The sequence below is a fragment of the Bacillus sp. FJAT-27225 genome, from assembly GCF_001685025.1.
Taxonomy (GTDB): domain Bacteria; phylum Bacillota; class Bacilli; order Bacillales; family Cytobacillaceae; genus Bacillus_D.
In genome coordinates this window covers 488,560-505,214 of the sequence record NZ_MAYU01000021.1, presented here as the reverse complement: position 1 = coordinate 505,214, position 16,655 = coordinate 488,560, and the positions used below count along the sequence as shown (strand labels likewise).

Sequence of the window (16,655 nt, the reverse complement as noted above, 5' to 3'; positions counted from 1 at the left end):
GGTTATGCCTGCTAGTTAACTATATTCTCTACAAATCTCAGGCCTGCGAAGGAAGGGACTTACCATGAACAAAAAGGCATTTCAAAAAACTCCATATTTCTTCATAGCGCCAACATTGATCCTGTTGCTTACCTTTTCTATACTGCCAATCTTCGTGGCGCTAATCATCAGCTTTACGGATATGGATCTGACAGGTTTGGCTGACTGGTCCAAAATCAGCTTTATTGGACTGCAGAATTATCAGGAAGTTATGACTGATCCAGTCTTTATTAAATCAATCTTTAATACATTGTTTTATGTTGTATTCGGTGTTCCTTTAGTCATCCTTTGCTCATTGGGCATTGCACTTTTGATCAATTTCGGCAAAGCACGGATTTTTAAAGCTTTTCGAGTCATTTTTTATATGCCTTCAATCACAAACGTGGTTGCGGTCGCGGTTGTGTGGAGTTACTTGTATAACCCGCATCTTGGTCTGTTCAATTATGTATTGAACTTGCTCAATTTACCGGATGTGCCGTGGCTCACGGATCCGACAATGGCAAAAGTTTCATTGATTGCTTTAGCGCTGTGGCGGGCGATAGGCCTGAATATGATTATTTTTTTGGCAGCACTCCAAGGAATTCCAAAGTCGTATTATGAAGCGGCACAACTTGATGGCGCGGATGGCTGGAAACAGCTGACCAAGATTACAATACCATTATTGCGTTATGCGATCTTTTTTGTATCCATCACAACAATGATCGGCTGGCTGCAATTTTTTGAGGAGCCGTTTGTCATGACCGATGGTGGGCCGCTTGATGGCACGACTTCCGTAGCTTTATTCATCTATCAAAATGGTTTTGAATTCAGTAATTTCGGCTATGCTGCTGCTGGTTCATTTGTCTTGTTCATTGCGATTATTGTCGTGACATTGATTCAATTTAAATTCCAGAAAAAGCAAGCTGATTATTGAGCGAGGTGATACAAATGAAAACGAGTGCGCATCAAAAAGAATTCCTATCTCCTGTACAGAAAGACCGTACCCAGCAATGGGTTGCAGGGATTATACTTACAATAGGCGGGTTACTTGTCTCGGTTCCATTTGTTTGGATGATTTTATCCGCATTTAAACCTGAGAGCGAGGTCATGCAACTCACACCAACTCTTTTTCCAGAAGAGTTCACTCTGGAAAACTTTGAAAACCTATTTGTAAATATGAACTTTGGTGTTTATTTAAAGAATACGATTATCATCGTACTTTGGTCGTTTTTCGGATTATTTTTAAATGCAATGGCAGGCTACGCATTTGCAAAATATCAGTTTAAAGGAAGAGATAAGCTGTTTTATCTAGTATTGGCTACTATGATGATTCCAGGCCAGGTCACAATGATTCCAGTTTATCTCATCCTTAATGAGATGGGCTTGACAAATACAATGGCTGGTATTGTTTTGCCGTCTCTTGTCAGCGCGTTCGGTATCTTTTTGTTCAGGCAATTTATGTCGACTATCCCAGACGAATTGCTGGAAGCTGCACGGCTTGATGGGGCAAGTGAATTTAGGGTGTTTTTACAAATCGTACTGCCTATGTCAAAATCGATTCTTGCTGTCCAGGGGATTTTAACGTTCATCGCTGGCTGGAACAGCTTCCTTTGGCCGTTAATCATTGCCAACGATGAAAGCCTCTACACATTATCAGTCGGGCTGTCACTGTTAAAAGGCCAGTATGCTTCAAACTTTGCATTGCAAATGGCTGGGTCTACATTCATGGTTGTTCCAATCATTGTGATTTTTATATTCTTCCAAAAATATATTATCGATGGCTACACCATTTCTGGGATGAAGTAGAGGGGCCATCAGAAGAGAACGAGGGAAAGTGCCCTCGTTTTTTTTGTTGATTTATTTAGAAAGGCCAAAATTGAAACTGAAAGCTGTAGAAACGATTCTTTTACTGATTTTGAGTTGGAGGTGTTATTAAGTAGGAACTCCTTCTTTATACCTAGCATCTATGTGGCTAAAGTTGTGTTTTTTCTGATTGGACGCATAAATGTTTACGCTTACAAACTGTGATGCTATGATTTTATTGAAACGTTTCGATAACTATATCTGAAGGGAGATTCATATGTTAAAAAACAAAGCGTTAATTCTGGCTGCTATCTTTTGTCTAGTATCCAGCCTGATGGTTACGTCACCAGCCATGGGAAAAGGGCCGAATGAAAATGCAGCGTTGGATAATCAATTGAAATCAATAGCAAAGAAGACGTATCGCTATTTTGAAGACTTTACTGACCCTGCTACTGGATTAACCTATGATGAAGTCCGCTTCAAGGGTGGAGAAGTAGAAGAGGCTAAACATACATCTCCGACCAATATCGGCATGTACTTAATTAGCACAGTCACAGCAGAGCAAATGGGTATCATATCCAGGGATGAAGCTGTATCAAGAATTCAAACAACATTGAATACTCTCGAAAAACTTGAGAAGTGGAACGGGCTATATTACAACTGGTATTACACGGACGGAACATTGAAAACAGATTGGGGTCAATTCATTTCCCAGGTTGACAATGGATGGCTGTCTGCTGGCTTGATCGTCGTTAGCGAGGCTTATGGTGAAGTAGAGCAGCAAGCTGAAAAACTTGTGAACGCAATGAATTACGAGCCATTATACGACCCGGAGGTAGGACAATTCCGCGGAGGCTACTTTGTTGACCGTGGTGAATTGACTGGTCACCATTATGGCATGTTTTATACAGAACCGCGCGTAGCCAGCTATATTGCGATTGGAAAAGGAGATGTCCCGTCAGATCATTGGTGGAAAATGTACCGGACTCTTCCACCTGAATGGGATTGGCAGGCACAAATTCCGACAGGAACAACTGTAGAATATGATGCTGTACCAGTGTTTGAAGGGCATTACCAATATAAAGGCATAAAGTTTGTTCCAAGCTGGGGCGGCAGTATGTTTGAAGGCCTAATGCCAGGATTAGTTTTAAAGGAAAAGGAACTGGGAGTGAGCGCTCTTGGCCTGAACAATTATCGTCATGTTCAAATCCAAATTGCTTATGCCAAGGAAAAAGGATACCCGGCATGGGGATTCTCTCCATCGGCTACTCCTGATGGCTATAGCGAATTTGCAGCAACACCGGCAGGTACTTCCGGATATAAGGACGATGGAACTGTGACACCGCACGCAACATTCCTTGCCATGGAGTATGCACCAAAGGAAGCATATGAAAATATTAAGGCACTTAAACGGTTAGGGACCTACGGGAAATATGGCTTTTATGATTCAGTAAATGTTTTAAGTGGTGAGGTTGCTACAGCATATCTGGCATTGGATCAGGGTATGATTATGGGATCCATTGCAAATTACCTGCATGATGGACTAATCCGGAACTATTTCCATAGCAGTGAAATCGGCAGCAATCCTGAAGAATTGTTAAGGAAAGAAGAGTTTTCTATTCAATAAAAGGTTTGCCGGTATAGAAATATACCGGCTTTTTATATGGTATTCAAAATGATTTTTCCCATCTAGTGCTGTATAGGTTTGAAAGTTACAAACTAACTAGAGAATTATCTTAATAAACAGCTGGCTACGAAAGAAATTCACCATCTATGCGGCTCGTCAATATGGCTTGATGCATACAATGTATTCGTATTTCTGGTATCACGGGCAATTGTTGTGGTAATAATGAAAAACGCTGATCCTACTATTAGGGCCCATGTATGCTGCCCCATAAAAAACATAATAAAAGCTCCAATCAATGACCCTACCATAAGAAAGATTAGCAGGATTTGAATTCTTCCCTTAAGCTTTTCATTCAATTGTACCACCCCCTTTCCCACTTAGACGTAGGTAACCAACGAATGTTTCAACAGTTGGGGACGGTTTTTTTGCTAACTGACAGAGGAGGACCGACCCTGTCAGTAAATTTTTCAAACTTGTACGTTTGTAATGTACGGATAGTTTCGAAGGTTAATAGTATGAGTTTGAGGTCCCTTTTTAATTGATATGATTGACCTTGAAAATTTAGTTGGAGGGATGAATGGTATGGGTTACCCATATGGTTATGGTCCGCGATACGGAAGACGTTTTGGCCCTAGGCGTCCTTATGGTCCAAGATTTGGCTACGGTCCAGGCTTTGGCTACGGTCCAGGCTTTGGAGCCGGAGGAGCAGCATTTGCAGGTGGGTTTTTAGGCGGTTTCACCGGTGCGGCAGTAGCGCCACTATTTTTCTGGTAATATCCTAAAGGTAATTTCCTATGAAAAAGCCCCCCAAGGAAATTCAATTTCCACTGGGGGCAATACATAGTAGTAATTTTGATCATTATGCGGAGCCTCCGAAGGGGATTAAATGTGTAAGGAGTCACTAATTCGAGATGTACATTTAATAATTTAATTCGCTGTATGGATTATCCTGTTGTATAGTAAGAATAATTGCTACTATTTTGAAAGGGGATAAGAAATGAGGCGGATTATTTTAACGACAGAAAGTGGAGCCGATTTACCGGCAGACCTGGCTGAAAAGCATTCTATCCAAGTAGTACCGATGCATGTCATCATGGGTGGAGAGGATTATCAGGATGGTTCTTTGGCTGTAGAAGATATTTACGATTATTATGAACGGACGAAAAAAATTCCGTCTACGACTGCTACAAACATTCATGAATATCAAGAATTTTTCAAGGAAATTAAGGCGGATTATCCTGATTGTTCCATTGTTCATATCGGCTATACTTCTAAAGCCTCCTCATCCTTTCAAAACGTGGTTATCGCAGCAGAGGATTTTGAGGATCTTTTTCTCATTGATGCATTGAATGTTACAGGCGGATTGGCTGCTATTGTGTTGTACGCTGCCAACTTGCTGGAGGAACAGCCTGGTATAGAGCCAGCCCGCCTAATTGAAAAAATAGAAGCAATGATTCCGAAATCGAGGCTTGCATTCATTCCAGGCAGTCTGGATTTCTTGCGGGCAGGCGGCCGTGTCAGCAATGTCGCGTATTTGGGCGGGGCTTTGCTGAAAATAAAGCCAGTCATTGAATTAATTGATGGAAAGCTTGTTTCTACTAAAAAATACCGCGGCAAAATGGGTGTTGTTGCCGAAAGGCTCATGAGAGAATATTTAAGTGAGTACAATATTAATCGAGACCAGCTTTATCTCCTTTACTCGATCGGTCTTGACGAAGATATTAAGCAGCGGATGGATGAACTGGCAAAAGAGGCCGGTTTTAAAAAGATACGATGGATCCAGGCCGGTGCAATGATTTCCACTCACGCAGGACCTGGCGGGTTTGGGATTGCAGGGCTGGAAGTATAGGAGTGAAAATAACAGGGACATCCTCTTATATTTTGATAGAGGTAGACAACAAAGTGATTAAAGTCCAGGGGGAAATGCTTGTTAATGGTTTTGCTGCGTATGCCGATACTATCAAAAATTGGGAACCGCCACATGAAAATGAAGTTTTAGATAGTGAAACAAAGCAAAATATCATAGTCGAAGCTGTTGAATATACAAAGAACTCCCAGTTCAAAATTGAATTCGTATAAAAATGGCTTCTTTCCTAATAGAATAACGAAAACCAAAGCCCATCCAAATTGAGGATGGGTCTTCTTTTTTTGGTAGAAAAGGGGGTCAAGTCACTTCTTGGTTGATTACCCTGCTAATTGGAATCGTCCCTATCCGCCGTCGACAAATTATTTTTCAGAATATTACATTATTTTTAACAGGGGAATTCAACTGTTTTCTAGAATTTAATAGCGTTACATATTTTATTTGGCTAGTTAGCCAGAATGATTAGGAGGGTGAAAGGGTTGAGGCTATTAAAGAAGTTTAGGAGCATTTTGGGGCTTTCGTTAATCCTGCTGTTGATGCTCAATGCAGGACTGCCGACACAGGCGATTGTCAAAAACGATGACAGTCCACTTAAGTCGGCTGAGGATACCGAATATGCATTTGTTCAATTCGGTGATGCCCCGATTGCAAGCTATGATGGAGCGGTTTCTGGTTATGAGGCAACAAAACCTGCCAATGGGCAGAAAGTAAAATTGGACTCTCCTGCAGCAAAAAAGTATGGAAACAAGCTGCAGGCTCAAAGGGAAAATTATAAGAAATGGCTTGCCAAGCAGATGCCAAAGGTAGAGGTAGTTGCCGAATATTCGGTGACATACAATGGCATTGGCCTGAAGCTTAATGGTGTGTCCTTAAAGGATATCAGCCGTGGCCCAGGAGTCGTCAAATCCGGATACAGCGGTACGTATCAGAAGGCGATGAGTACGAGCACGGGTCTAATTAATGCGGAACCGGTCTGGAATGCTCTTGGCGGGCAGGTAACTGCGGGGAATGGAATGAAAGTCGGTGTTATCGATTCCGGTATTGATCAAAAGCATCCATTTCTTCAGCCAAATGAAGGAATGAAAGCTCCAAAAGGATATCCCAAAGGCGATGCACGCTTTGTAACGGATAAGGTCATTGTCGCGAAGGTTTTTAATCAAAATCCGAAGCTTAGCGCTGAGGCCGTTGACAGCCATGGGACGCATGTGGCTGGGACGATTGCTGGTAAAGCAGGAACAATGCCAACACTGGGGGATAAATCACTTAGCGGGGTAGCTCCAGGTGCGTATCTTGGGAACTATAATGTTTTCCCTGGAGACGTGGCCGATGCAAAGAGCCTGTTCATAGCAAAGGCGGTTGAAGAGGCAGTTGCTGATGGTATGGATGTCCTCAACCTGAGCCTAGGCGGCACACCTCATAAAGGCGCAGATTTGCTCGATATGGCAGTAAATGCAGCCGTTGATGCAGGGGTTGTTGTATCGATCTCAGCCGGTAACGAAGGGCCTGGCAATTATACAATCGGCTCGCCGGGTACCGCTGAAAAAGTAATCACCGTTGCTGCGACTACTAACAGCCGGACGTTTGCGATGACTCTTCATTCTCCTGCTCTTGAAGGTGGAGTGACAATGGCCACTACAGGAACTCAGGGAGGGGAAGTAAAAGAACCGATCCAAGGTGAATACGAACTTTGGAGCAATCAATCTAGTGGAGATAAGCTTGCCTGCTCTCAGTTATCTGGAAAGCCGCTTAAGGGTAAAATCGCACTCATTCAGAGAGGTAGCTGTACTTTTGCAACAAAAATAAATAATGCTGCAGACGCCGGCGCTGTCGCTGCCATAATTTATCAGTCTGAAGGAATAGAGGAACCAATCCCAATGTCGTCAGACGAAGCTCTAATCCCGGCAGTCATGATTGGCAATACAGCTGGAAAAGCACTAGCAGGCTGGGAGGGAGATAAGACAGTTTCTATTTCAACTGACATTACGGAAGTTGATGTAGAACCGAACTTACTGGCTAACTTCAGCTCATGGGGACCAACACCGAATTACACCTTGAAGCCAGACGTGGCAGCTCCTGGTGTGAATATTTACTCGTCTGTAGTGGGCGGCGGATATGAGTTGTATCAGGGAACTTCAATGGCAGCTCCGCATGTAGCAGGGTCTGCTGCCGTACTCTTGGCAAACAGCCAAAAGAAAGAGCTCGGTTGGGGACCTGCTGAAGTTAAAGCGGCTCTAATGGGAACAGCTCGTAACGTTGAAGGAAGCGTACCTCCTGGTATTGATGTTTCAGACCCGCTAAAAGTAGGTGCGGGAATTATTGATATCGGAATGGCTATGGATACGCCAGTAATGGCATTCCCATCTTCCCTGAGCTTCGGTCTTGTCCGTCCGGTCGGAACGCAAACATACAAAATGGCCGTTACTCTTCAGAACCAAACAAACAAAGAACAAACCTACACACTTTCAGGTGATGATAATTTGATTCTCAGCGCAGATTCTGTAACTCTTCGAGCTAGAGGAGAAGCGGTCATTACTGTTACTGTTAAGGACCGGGGCGATGCCAAATTGAGGAACGGTTCTAACGTCTTCAAAAGTGGCTATATCACCGCGACTTCAGGTGAGGAGGATGTAATCCGTATCCCTTACCTTTACGTCATCGACTACAACCGTTAAGAAGGACGGTTCTTCTAAACTGCATGCAAAACAAAGAGACAAATTTAATCTCCATAGCCTAAGCCCGACATCTTACCTCCATGAAAAAAATTGGGGTGGAAAAGAGCACAACGAGCAGCTTACACCGCTAGTTGTGCTCTTTTGTGCTCAGAATACAACACAAGACAACGTTTCCGTTTTTACCAACAAGAACCGTCCCTCTGCCGCTGAAAGGTCACACTCGATTTAAACCAGCTTTTAGCATACACTATGTTACATAGGACTCTGGGAACTTCACTTTCTAAGAAAAGGACAGATTGGTATGAAGTTTGTATTAGCGCCTGATTCTTTCAAGGAGAGTATGACGGCGAAAAAGGCTGCTTTGGCAATGGAGAAAGGAATCAAGAAGGTTTTTCCGGATGCTGAATGTCTGATTGTCCCAATGGCAGACGGTGGTGAAGGGACGGCCGAATCTCTTGTCAGTGCAACAGGCGGAGTTTTTATCCAGTCAGAAGTGTGCGGTCCACTCGGACAGAAAGTTCTGGCGGAATACGGCCTGCTTGGTGACCGGAAAACAGCGGTCATTGAAATGGCCAAAGCTAGCGGTCTGGAACTTCTCGAGCCGGAAGAGCGTAATCCACTGGTAACCACGACATTCGGAACGGGTGAATTAATCAAACATGCACTTGATCGCGGTGTCCGCCGCATTCTGGTCGGAATTGGCGGAAGCGCGACAAATGATGGCGGAATTGGAATGCTTCAAGCACTTGGGGTGTCTTTTAAAGATAAAAATGGCACAGAGCTTCCATTTGGCGGCGGGGCCCTGCAAAACCTCCACAGCATAGATGTAAGCGGCTTGGACCCAAGAATTCAAGATGTAAATTTTGATGTTGCCTGTGATGTGACCAACCCTCTTGTCGGGGAGAATGGAGCATCTGCCGTGTTTGGCCCTCAAAAAGGAGCAAGTCCTGAAATCGTTGAGCTCCTTGATCGCAATCTGGCCCATTATGCCGAAAAGATCAAGCGGGCTACAGGAAGGGAAATTGCTTTCACAGAAGGTGCCGGCGCGGCAGGAGGCCTGGGTGCCGGGTTGCTGGCGTTCCTGAATGCACGGCTTAAAAAAGGAATTGATCTCGTTATTGAATATACAGCCCTTAAAGAGAAGGTGAAAGGTGCTGACTACGTATTCACAGGAGAAGGCAGCATTGATGAACAGACATTATTTGGAAAAACGCCGTACGGGGTAGCCACTGTGGCCGGGGAATCCGCCATCCCGGTCATTGCTTTCGCGGGAAGGATCGGAAACGGCATTGATACCCTTTACGAATATGGATTTACGGCGATTATAGGCATCCTTCGAGAGGTAACTCCATTAAAGGAAGCCCTGGAAACCGGAGAAGAAAATCTGGAAATAGCGACTGAAAATGTTTGCCGAATTATTAAACAGACGAAAGAGATGTAAGTAAAATAGATAGGGAACTGTCTCTGCATCCACAATAAAAAACAGCGGTATGAATGCTTGTTTCCAAGCAGTTCATACCGCTGTTTTTACGCTTCAACCTGATTGTACTTGTCAGCCTTGGCGTTCCGTCCGTGCAGCTGATAGTAAAGGAATACGAGGCCAAACACAACGGCGGCAAGGAGGATATACATGCCGCGGAAACCTAGGATTGGAACAATGAGGCCGATAATGTAAGGGCCAATGCCCATTCCGCCGTCGAGGCAGATATAGAATGTTGAGATAGCCAGGGCAATCCGGTTGGAAGGTGCCACTTTTACGGCAACAGTCTGGAGGCTAGACATTAAGGTGCCGAATCCAAATGCGAGCAAGGCAGCTGCAATAAGCAGCATTGCGGCATTTTCGGCAATCCCAACCAAACCAAGGCTGATCGCAAATAGGATAAGCGACGGATAGATGACCATATTCTCGCCCTTGCTGTCAAAAAGCTTACCCGCAATCGGCCTGGAGATGAACAGGAAGATGGCGTAGACAACAAAGAATAGGGAAGCAGCATTGGTCAAATCAATTTCAATCGCATAGGAGTTGATGAAAGAGACAACGCTCGAATAACCTATCCCAGCAATCACCATAATCAGCGACACAGGGACTGCCGAAATTTCAATAAAGTCCCCAGGCTTGAATCCGCTTTTCAAAAGGGCGCGATCTATGGCTGACAGCTGTGGTTCCTTTACATGGCCAAGCAGGGCAGATCCGAGTGCGAGCGCACTGAAAATGACTCCTGCCCAAAAGATGGCATTGTAGCCATAGTTCGCAAACAAAAATAGTGCCAGAAAAGGTCCGATGGCAGTTGCAGCTGCAGAGCTGAGTGAATAATAGCCATTTCCTTCACCACGACGCGCGTGTGGGAGGGAATCCATGGCCGCTGTTGCGAGAACAGTGGATACTACCCCAAAAGCGAGGCCATGTACAAATCGGATAACAAACAACAGGCCCAAGCTTTCGACTGAAAAATAAAGAATAGAACTTATCAGAAACAGAACTAGGCCACTATATAGCATTTTTTTGCGTCCAATAACGTCAACATATTTGCCGCCGATGAGACGTGAGAAAACAGCGCCAATAATGAATATGCTGGCAGCAAGCCCGGCGCTGCTTTGAGAAGAGTTAAATGTTTTGACAGCGTATAAAGCCATTGAGGTCATAAGTAAATAAAACGTTATCGAGACAAAGAAATTTGATGCGATGAGGACGATGAAGTCCTTCGTCCAGATTTTTTGTTGTTGCATTGCATTAGTCCTTTCTTTCTGTATATACACGGTGCAATATGTCTTTTACATCATGAATCCCGCGGATCATCGTTTCAACGTCTGCCTTATCCAGGTTAGCGAGTTCTTTTAAGGCCTGATTACGATAAGGCAACACACGGTCATTAAAGTACCGCTCCCCTTCAGGGCTCATCTTGATTTGAACAACCCGTTTGTCAGTTGGAGGCCGGTACTTCTCGACAAGCTCCAGGCTTTCCATTTCCTTTAGAAGCTTCGTCATATTGGGCAAAAGTATATCAAGCCCCGAACTGAGATCAGATACCCGGGCGGCACCATGTTCCTCTTGAAGTCTATGAATCATATAGAGAACTCGGTGATAAATAGGCTTCATTCCCGGCTTTAAAGGTGGCAGCGCCTCATACGCACTCTTTGCCGCAATAAGAGTATCCATTACACGATCGAATAGCCTTTCATCATCCTTCATTCCTAATCACCTTTAACAACTTATTTAACATAATTATATATTATAACTAATTAAGCGAGAAAAGAAAAGGGGGACAGTTATAGTTCAAGGATAGTTTTTATCCAGAGGGGTCAGACCCCTCTGGATGTTTCCCACATTAACTTTATACATAAATGTTCAACCCGTTAATATATCTAGAGTAACTCCATCATTTTGGGAGTTTGCCGTTCTTTGTTTGAGGTAATGTTTTGCCATACTTCAAAGCGGGGGTGGAAGGAATGACGTATTCAGGATTTTTACGCTTCACGGGTTTGTGTGGGATGGTGTCTGGGGTTCTGATTCTGTCACTGTCGGTTTGGTATAACGCCTCAATGGAGGAAATTGGTTCATTTGTGGATTTGGCTGGGATGCTGCTTCTGCCTATTGCACTTATCGGAATCTATTTAATTAATATGAGGAATTTTGGAAAGCTTGGTTTTGGCGTTTTCCTGCTGACATTTCTAGGAGCCATTATGTGGGCAGGGCATAGCTGGGTAAATGCATTTGTTGTGCCTGTCCTTGAGGCTGCAGCACCCGGTGTATTGGAAGAAGTTCCTCCTTTATTAATGACAGGTGTTTCTTTATCACTTTATCCGTTTTTTGTCGGTCTGCTTTTATTCGGGCTTTTCCTCGCTCTCAAAGGAATCCTTCCGAAAGGAGCAGGAATCATTTTGGTGCTTGTCCCGATTTTGGACTTTGTACCTTATGGCTCCTTTTTAGCTCAACCGCTCGCAGGACTAAGTTTTATTTGGCTGGGTTATACGATTTGGAGTGAAAGGTATTCCGGGGCACTCAAAGCCCGACAGTGATGTTACACCTATAAAATGAAAAACTCCAATCCGCCACTGGATTGGAGTTTTTATTATTCGGCTTTCGTTCCGGAAGACCGATAAAAGAAGGGAAAACAAAAGATTAGGAGAAATAAGTAGCCAAGGCTTCAATCATCCTGATGGTATAGGGTGTACAGGCTTTGCGGAAAAGGTTGTGGAAGGGGATATATACATATGAAAGAACGGATCGCAATATCATGGAGCGGAGGAAAGGATAGCTGTTTCGCCCTCTATACACTTTTGAAGGACGACAAATACATAGTGGATTCTTTGTTTACGACAATCATTAAGGATGATAAGCGAATCATCAGTCATGGTGTCAGGGAAAGTTTGCTGGAGAAACAGGCAGATAGTCTTGGTCTTCCTTTAAAGAAAATGTACATACCAGTAGATTGTCCAAATGAAATCTATCAAGAGCAAATGGACCATATGCTTGGATCGCTTAAGAAAGACGGAGTCACTGCTGTAATGTTCGGCGATATCCTTTTGGAAGATATAAGGAAGTACCGGGAAAGCATTGTTTTCAAACATGATATGAAGGCTGTGTTCCCGCTTTGGGGAGAAAATACAAACAAGCTCATCAAAGAATTTGTAACGATGGGCTTTGAAACGATTACAACATGCATTGATAGAGAGAAATTAGGCAGCGAATTTCTCGGAAGAGTCATCGACTCTAACTTTCTGAAAGAACTTCCGGCTCACGTTGACCCCTGCGGTGAGAATGGAGAATTCCATACATTTTGCTATGATGGCCCACTATTCAATTCAAAGGTTGAATTCGTTTTAGGCGAGAAAATAAACAAAGGCACGTTTCAATTTTGCGATATGAAATAGGGGTCTGACCAAGAAGAATTCATTTGACTAAATGAATTTGGTATACTTAAATAGTAATAATAGAAGATGTGATCAAAACGTTAGGAGACGAAGTTGATGACCTGGGGAGTAATTCTGTCTATTGTTCTTTTTAGTATATTTAAACTCATTGTTACGTGCCTGCCAACCGATACAGTGAATGGGCTGGTAGGGAAATTCGCAACTCATTCAAAGCTAAATAGCCAACATGTCACGATTTCCTATAACGGAAAAAAGCTTGATGACAATAAAAAGCAGGAAATCATTAAGACTTTTAATGAATCCATCATCAAAGAAAAATATTATGTTTGGCCGGGGACAGAAGAATCGTATTTAAACCCGGAGAATGGAGTACGGCCAATCATCGTCACTGTAACAAATGAAAAACAGACAATCGAGCTTTACGTTTTTCAATATAGTGATCGGATTGATGTTGTTAAAAAAACGAAAAAGAAATTTATTGCATATAGTCTTTTCACCGATAACTGGGGGAGGTTCTCTGCTTCGTATTAGAAGCAAGGGACCGCCCCTTTTTTATCCCGCATTCATTAAGGATCAGCAAGCCTCTCTGGAAACGCTAAAAGTCTGATTGGTGATATTGCTATACAGTGAAACTTGCCGCCGCCTGTCAGCGGCTTAATTGAACTAATCGGGTTGGTAGTGCCTCTTAGTCGGTGTGCTCTTCGGCGAATTAGCTGTAGTAAAACGGGACTAACTATCAATGGGAGGCCACCACTGATTGTATCAACGCCCTTTTTTCGGTTTCGAGAATGTTTTGGGCGTTGATTCAACCTTATCAACGCCCTTTTTTCGGTTTCGAGAACGTTTCGGTCGTTGATACAACCTTATCAACGCCCTTTTTTCGGTTTCGAGAACGTTTTGGTCGTTGATACAACCAAGGATCACTTTTATACTTTCATTTCGTAATACGGTTCTTCCTGTTTTGTATCCTCGAACCATTTCATGCCTTTGTACTCGAATCCGATTCTTTCCAGTATTTTGAGTGAACCGGTATTTCTCCGATCTGCTGAGGCGAATATTATTTTAGCATCCGGGTGTCTTTCCGCAGCCTTCACGCATGCGGCCGCAGCTTCTGTTGCGTAACCCTTTCCCCAGGCTGATTTAGCGAAATGGTAAATTAATTCCGATTTCTCCGGAGTTGAACGAACGTTAAACCCTGCGGCGCCAATCACGTTTCCTGTTTCTTTTTCGACAACAGCGTAAACGGAAAGCCCCTTTGTCTCATGGCAGCTGGCATAGGATTCCAGTGCCTTTGTAAGATGCTCGTGAGGGATGGCACCGTTACAGTGCTCCATTACTTCCTTGTCTCCCCAAAACAACTTTGCAGCCTCACCATCTTCCTCTTGAAAAACTCTTAATTGCAGCCTTTCTGTTTCTGCAACCACAGCCATTCCTACTCCCCCTTTCAAAAGGTCATATAACCATTTTAGTTGACGAAACCATTAGATTGAAAGTTTCGTTTCTAATAATTGTTTTGTCCGGCACATATTAGAAAGGATTCGTAAGTGGCAATAGAGAATTACGTATAAAAAATATCCAATTTAAAAGGGGATTTCAGATGTATAAAAAGATAGCGCTCGCTACCGATGGGTCTGTGCATGCAAAAAGGGCTGCCGAAAATGCAATTCAACTTGCAAAATTGAATACTCATTCCAAAATTGAGATTATCTATGTAGTCGATCCCGATAAGGTTAAGTCAGAGGTACTTGCGAATTGGAATTCAGCGAGTATAGGCGATAGCCGAAAAGGGCGGTTTAAGGAAATAGAAAGGATGGCTGAACATGCCAGAGTTTCTTATGAGTTGATGATACTCCACGGTGAGCCAGGCCCTGTAATTGTTGACTATGTGAATAAACATAATTTTGACATTGTCATAATCGGAAGCAGAGGGTTGAATGTGCTCCAGGAGTTCGTGCGCGGCAGTGTCAGTCACAAAGTTGCCAAGCGTGCGACTTGCCCGGTTTTAATAGTGAAGTAGCTTAAAACAGGTTGGGTTCTGTCCCAGCCTGTTTTATTTCTTTTTCCTTGGAAAAACGCTTTGCAAGTTTATCGTAAAAACCACCGAATCATTTTGAATGAAATAATCAACCTTTACAGAAAAAAAGCGAAACCTGGAGCATGGTTAAGAAAAAGAAAAATGTCGGCGCATACATGCTGTTTCACAAATCTGACACAATCCTTTATAATTCCCTATGTTCACAACGGCCCCGACTTTCATGAGAGTTGAAAGTCAAAAGAATTTTTACTAAAAGGAGTTGTACAGATTTGAATGTAAGCACAATTAAATATTTCTTTCTTGGAAACGGCAGTATAAAAGGAGACGTCCTGGCAGGCATCGTTGTCGCGTTGGCCTTGATTCCTGAAGCAATTGCCTTTTCCCTTATTGCCGGAGTTGACCCAATGGTAGGGTTATACGCTTCGTTTTGTATTGCTGTAACGATTGCGTTTGTAGGTGGCAGGCCCGGGATGATTTCAGCTGCAACAGGTGCAACCGCATTGTTGATGACGACATTAGTAAGAGACCATGGATTGCAGTATTTGCTTGCTGCGACTGTCTTGACCGGTGTAATTCAGATTGTCATGGGAGCCCTAAAACTTGGTAGGTTAATGAAATTTGTTCCGCGCTCTGTTATGACAGGTTTTGTTAATGCGCTTGCGATCATGATTTTTGCATCGCAGTTGCCGCATTTTGTTGGCGAGTCTTGGCAAATGTATGCGATGGTCGCGGGAGCTCTTGCGATTATTTATATCCTGCCTCGATTCACAAAAGCTGTACCTTCTCCATTGGTTGCAATAGTGGCCATGACGGCCATTGCGATTTTCACAAACAGTGATGTTCGGACAGTAGGAGATATGGGAGAATTGACATCCACGCTGCCAGTATTCTTGATTCCTGATATTCCGTTTAATCTTGAAACACTGCAAATTATTTTCCCGTATTCGTTATCAATTGCGATTGTCGGGCTTGTCGAATCCCTTCTAACCGCTTCTATTGTCGACGATATGACGGACACGGAAAGTGACAAGAACAAAGAAGCACGCGGCCAGGGAATTGCCAACATCGTTTCAGGCTTTTTTGGAGGCATGGCAGGCTGCGCAATGATCGGACAATCTGTTATTAATGTAAAGTCAGGCGGACGGGGACGGTTATCCACACTGGTTGCCGGAGTATTCTTATTAATGCTTATTATCCTGTTCAAGGATTTCCTTGTCCAAATTCCAATGGCTGCTTTGGTCGGTGTCATGATTATGGTATCGGTTGGAACTTTTGATTGGTCTTTATTTAAAACAGTCAAGAAGGTACCAATTACAGATACCATTGTAATGCTCGCCACCGTTATTACAGTCATGCAGACCCATGATTTATCAAAAGGTGTATTGGTCGGAATAATCTTGAGCTCAATCTTCTTTGCAGCTAAAATTTCCAAAGTGAAGGTTACAAGTATCTCTGCCCAAGGCTCACATAAAAAGGTATACCACGTAACTGGCCAATTATTCTTTGCTTCTGTCACAGACTTTGTAAACAGCTTCGACTTTAAAGAAGATGTCCATGAAATCGACCTTGATTTATCAAATGCCCATCTATGGGACGACTCCGCAGTTGGCGCAATTGATAAAGTGGTCATCAAATACCGCCAAAATGGTGTCAGAGTAAACCTAAAAGGGTTAAATAAAGAAAGCCATCAACTAGTCGAACAAATAGCGACACATAACAAAGTCGCCAGCAACTAAATAAATGCAAATGGGGACGGTTCTACTA

The 16,655-nt window shown here is 43.3% G+C and carries 17 protein-coding genes; 13 read left to right on the top strand and 4 right to left on the bottom strand.

Annotated features, from left to right (window positions below; all coding sequences use genetic code 11):
- The first annotated feature begins 64 nt into the window (after positions 1-64).
- The 3 genes from A8F94_RS14495 (at position 65) to A8F94_RS14485 (ending at position 3,448) form a co-directional block, all read left to right on the top strand.
- On the top strand, positions 65-952 hold the full coding sequence (locus A8F94_RS14495) for a carbohydrate ABC transporter permease (RefSeq protein ID WP_066201873.1): 888 nt from the start codon (positions 65-67) through the stop codon (positions 950-952).
- Positions 953-966: 14 nt separating this feature from the next.
- Positions 967-1,824, top strand: a complete 858-nt coding sequence (locus A8F94_RS14490; RefSeq protein WP_066201870.1) for a carbohydrate ABC transporter permease — start codon at positions 967-969, stop codon at positions 1,822-1,824.
- Positions 1,825-2,098: 274 nt separating this feature from the next.
- The gene (locus tag A8F94_RS14485; protein ID WP_066201867.1) at positions 2,099-3,448 is read left to right on the top strand and encodes a glucoamylase family protein; all 1,350 of its coding nucleotides are present in this window, start codon (positions 2,099-2,101) and stop codon (positions 3,446-3,448) included.
- Positions 3,449-3,585: 137 nt separating this feature from the next.
- On the opposite strand, the gene A8F94_RS14480 is transcribed toward A8F94_RS14485, so the two are convergent.
- Positions 3,586-3,804 (bottom strand): hypothetical protein, encoded by a 219-nt coding sequence (locus A8F94_RS14480; protein ID WP_066201865.1) that lies wholly within the window; start codon positions 3,802-3,804, stop codon positions 3,586-3,588.
- A 221-nt stretch (positions 3,805-4,025) separates the two neighbouring features.
- On the opposite strand from A8F94_RS14480, the gene A8F94_RS25420 reads away from it, so the two are divergent.
- The 5 genes from A8F94_RS25420 to A8F94_RS14460 all read left to right on the top strand — a co-directional run bounded on the left by A8F94_RS25420 (position 4,026) and on the right by A8F94_RS14460 (position 9,425).
- Entirely contained in the window at positions 4,026-4,178 is a 153-nt protein-coding gene (locus A8F94_RS25420) for a hypothetical protein (protein ID WP_175384428.1), read from the top strand.
- Positions 4,179-4,445: 267 nt separating this feature from the next.
- Positions 4,446-5,297 carry a DegV family protein gene (locus tag A8F94_RS14475; protein WP_066201862.1) on the top strand — a complete coding sequence of 284 codons (852 nt, stop codon included), beginning with the start codon at positions 4,446-4,448 and terminating at the stop codon, positions 5,295-5,297.
- Positions 5,298-5,299: 2 nt separating this feature from the next.
- Positions 5,300-5,527, top strand: a complete 228-nt coding sequence (locus tag A8F94_RS14470; protein ID WP_066201857.1) for an Imm74 family immunity protein — start codon at positions 5,300-5,302, stop codon at positions 5,525-5,527.
- A 264-nt stretch (positions 5,528-5,791) separates the two neighbouring features.
- Positions 5,792-7,984, top strand: coding sequence for a S8 family serine peptidase (locus tag A8F94_RS14465; protein ID WP_066201854.1), 2,193 nt, complete (start codon positions 5,792-5,794; stop codon positions 7,982-7,984).
- 301 nt (positions 7,985-8,285) lie between these two features.
- Positions 8,286-9,425, top strand: a complete 1,140-nt coding sequence (locus A8F94_RS14460; RefSeq protein WP_066201851.1) for a glycerate kinase family protein — start codon at positions 8,286-8,288, stop codon at positions 9,423-9,425.
- 86 nt (positions 9,426-9,511) lie between these two features.
- Here A8F94_RS14460 and A8F94_RS14455 read toward each other — a convergent pair whose 3' ends face one another.
- Both A8F94_RS14455 and A8F94_RS14450 read right to left on the bottom strand, forming a co-directional pair.
- The gene (locus A8F94_RS14455; RefSeq protein ID WP_066201842.1) at positions 9,512-10,711 is read right to left on the bottom strand and encodes an MFS transporter; all 1,200 of its coding nucleotides are present in this window, start codon (positions 10,709-10,711) and stop codon (positions 9,512-9,514) included.
- A gap of 4 nt (positions 10,712-10,715) precedes the next feature.
- Positions 10,716-11,174, bottom strand: a complete 459-nt coding sequence (locus tag A8F94_RS14450; protein WP_066201839.1) for a MarR family winged helix-turn-helix transcriptional regulator — start codon at positions 11,172-11,174, stop codon at positions 10,716-10,718.
- Between the two features lie 257 nt (positions 11,175-11,431).
- On the opposite strand from A8F94_RS14450, the gene A8F94_RS14445 reads away from it, so the two are divergent.
- The 3 genes from A8F94_RS14445 (at position 11,432) to A8F94_RS14435 (ending at position 13,387) form a co-directional block, all read left to right on the top strand.
- Entirely contained in the window at positions 11,432-12,001 is a 570-nt protein-coding gene (locus tag A8F94_RS14445; RefSeq protein ID WP_066201837.1) for a hypothetical protein, read from the top strand.
- A 195-nt stretch (positions 12,002-12,196) separates the two neighbouring features.
- Positions 12,197-12,856, top strand: a complete 660-nt coding sequence (locus tag A8F94_RS14440; protein ID WP_066201834.1) for a diphthine--ammonia ligase — start codon at positions 12,197-12,199, stop codon at positions 12,854-12,856.
- A 96-nt stretch (positions 12,857-12,952) separates the two neighbouring features.
- On the top strand, positions 12,953-13,387 hold the full coding sequence (locus A8F94_RS14435) for a YfmQ family protein (RefSeq protein ID WP_066201831.1): 435 nt from the start codon (positions 12,953-12,955) through the stop codon (positions 13,385-13,387).
- A gap of 395 nt (positions 13,388-13,782) precedes the next feature.
- On the opposite strand, the gene A8F94_RS14430 is transcribed toward A8F94_RS14435, so the two are convergent.
- On the bottom strand, positions 13,783-14,286 hold the full coding sequence (locus A8F94_RS14430; RefSeq protein WP_066201827.1) for a GNAT family N-acetyltransferase: 504 nt from the start codon (positions 14,284-14,286) through the stop codon (positions 13,783-13,785).
- Positions 14,287-14,453: 167 nt separating this feature from the next.
- On the opposite strand from A8F94_RS14430, the gene A8F94_RS14425 reads away from it, so the two are divergent.
- Both A8F94_RS14425 and A8F94_RS14420 read left to right on the top strand, forming a co-directional pair.
- Positions 14,454-14,873 carry a universal stress protein gene (locus A8F94_RS14425; RefSeq protein ID WP_066201823.1) on the top strand — a complete coding sequence of 140 codons (420 nt, stop codon included), beginning with the start codon at positions 14,454-14,456 and terminating at the stop codon, positions 14,871-14,873.
- 287 nt (positions 14,874-15,160) lie between these two features.
- Positions 15,161-16,627, top strand: a complete 1,467-nt coding sequence (locus A8F94_RS14420; protein ID WP_066201820.1) for a SulP family inorganic anion transporter — start codon at positions 15,161-15,163, stop codon at positions 16,625-16,627.
- Positions 16,628-16,655 lie beyond the last annotated feature (28 nt).